1 protein-coding gene is annotated in these 1,940 nt (G+C 60.5%); it reads left to right on the top strand.

The features are described from left to right. Positions 1–261: 261 nt before the first annotated feature. Positions 262–1,680 carry a cytochrome P450 gene (locus WCA53_RS19925; RefSeq protein WP_423914607.1) on the top strand — a complete coding sequence of 473 codons (1,419 nt, stop codon included), beginning with the start codon at positions 262–264 and terminating at the stop codon, positions 1,678–1,680. Positions 1,681–1,940: the final 260 nt, after the last annotated feature.

Here is a 1,940-nt window from a genome sequence, read left to right as displayed (position 1 = left end):
CGGTTTCGTCCTGATACCGCGATCGCGAGAATTTTTCGCACTCGATCACGATCAGGTGAAAGACTGGTTTCGTCACGAATATCCCGATGCATTCAAAGCACCTGCAGTGCCGGAGTCGAGCCAAATTAGGTAGGTGTCGACACGACAGGGTGGGGCCGCAGCCGGTCGGAACCTGCGTCCCATCACGCATAAGTGCCCGCGCAGGGTGGTATTCTTCAGCGCATCCCGGGTTGCTGACTAACCGCCTCAGGAGGGTCCCAAATGGAAGCCCGATCGAGTACGTTTTCAATGCCGCCAATGGACCGCGCGACGCTTAGCCAACCGCTGTTCGTGCCGCCATTGCCGGATTTTCCTTCGCGGGACCTGTCTTCGCTCGCGTTCGTGCATCGCGTCAGTCGAAACGGTTTGCGGGTGTGGTCGCATCGCACCTATGAGCTGGAGTGGCTGGAGCAGGGATTCTTCGGCCGCAAACGCCTGTTGCTGAATAAACCCGAATTGATTCACCGCGTGCTGGTGGAGAATCATGGCAACTATCGCCGCACCGACACCGCTATCCGGCTGCTTCGCCCACTCGTCGGCGACGGTTTGCTGCTGAGCACCGGCGAGAACTGGAAATACCAACGGCGCACGATCGCACCAGCGCTCGCTCCGAAAATGCTGCCGGTGCTCGCACGTCATGTGGCGGCGTGTGCCGATGAAACCGTACAGTCGCTGGGCTCGCGCAATGAGGCGCCGTTCAATCTCCTGGCCGAGATGCAATCGCTTGCGCTGAAGATCGCGGCGTGCTCGATGTTCTCGCTCGAAACGTGGGAATTCGGGCCTGCCGTTCGCGCCGAAATCACGCGTTTTTCGAAGCAGTACGGCCGCGCCCATTTGCTCGACATGATCACGCCACTTCCGATCCCGACGTTTCACGATTTTGCCCGGGCGCGTTTCCGTTCGAGGTGGACCCGGCTGCTGGATCGCATTATCGATGCACGCGAGCAGGTCCCTGACGCCGGCGGTCCGCGCGATTTGTTTGACCTGCTGCGCGCTGCGCGCGACCCGGAAAGCGGCGCCGCTTTCAACCGCGCGGAGTTGCGCGATCAGGTTGGCACGATGATCGTCGCCGGCCACGAGACAACGGCGCTAACGCTGTTCTGGTCGCTCTATCTGCTAGCCAGCGCGCCCATGGAACAGGCTGCGGTGGCGGCGGAAGTGGGGAAGGTCGACCTGAGTGCAGCGCATGCAGGCGAGACGTTTGCATCGTTGTCCTACACGCGCGCTGTTGTTAGCGAAGCGTTGCGTCTTTACCCTCCGGCCTGGGTGTTATCGCGCGAATGTGTCGAGCCGGATCACGTGGAAGGATTGACCATTGCGCGCGGCACGCTGGTGATGATTAGTCCGTGGGTGCTGCATCGCCATCGCCTGCATTGGGCGAATCCGGACGCCTTCGATCCTTCGCGCTTCTTACCAGATGCGGCGCCGACACCGCGTTTCACTTACCTGCCGTTCGGCGCCGGGCCGCGCGTCTGCGTGGGCGCTCAGTTCGCAATGGCCGAAGCTACGCTGGTACTCGCGCGTTTGATCCAGGCATTCACCGTCGAACTCGCCGACGATAAACCCGTACGTCCGATGGCCATTGTGACGACCGCGCCAGACCGGGTGGTGCCGTTTCGGCTGAAGCCGCGCAAGCACTAACGTTCAGCGTTGCAGCTGGTTATGGCGGGTACTATCTAGATTATCGCACCGCGAATCTCAACCGTCGCACTATCCTTCCTACATGCGCGCGTGCTGCAATCGAGGACCGTACGATGACAATTGACCGTTCGGAGATATCAAAGGAAATCGACAGGGAGTGCCGAGACACCCGGTATTCGACTAAGGCCTGGAGCTTTGCTTACTACGGCTTCATGTTTACGGCCGCGGTCCTGAGTGGAGCTCCAGTCGTCATCCTTAAG

This window comes from Caballeronia sp. (assembly GCF_049581465.1).
Classification (GTDB): Bacteria; Pseudomonadota; Gammaproteobacteria; order Burkholderiales; family Burkholderiaceae; genus Caballeronia.
This window is presented reverse-complemented; position numbering and strand designations above follow the sequence as displayed.

What these genes read in the sequence shown, in the direction of transcription:
- WCA53_RS19925 (WP_423914607.1), top strand. Translation starts at nt 262, where the DNA reads ATGGAAGCCCGATCGAGTACGTTTTCAATGCCGCCAATGGACCGCGCG.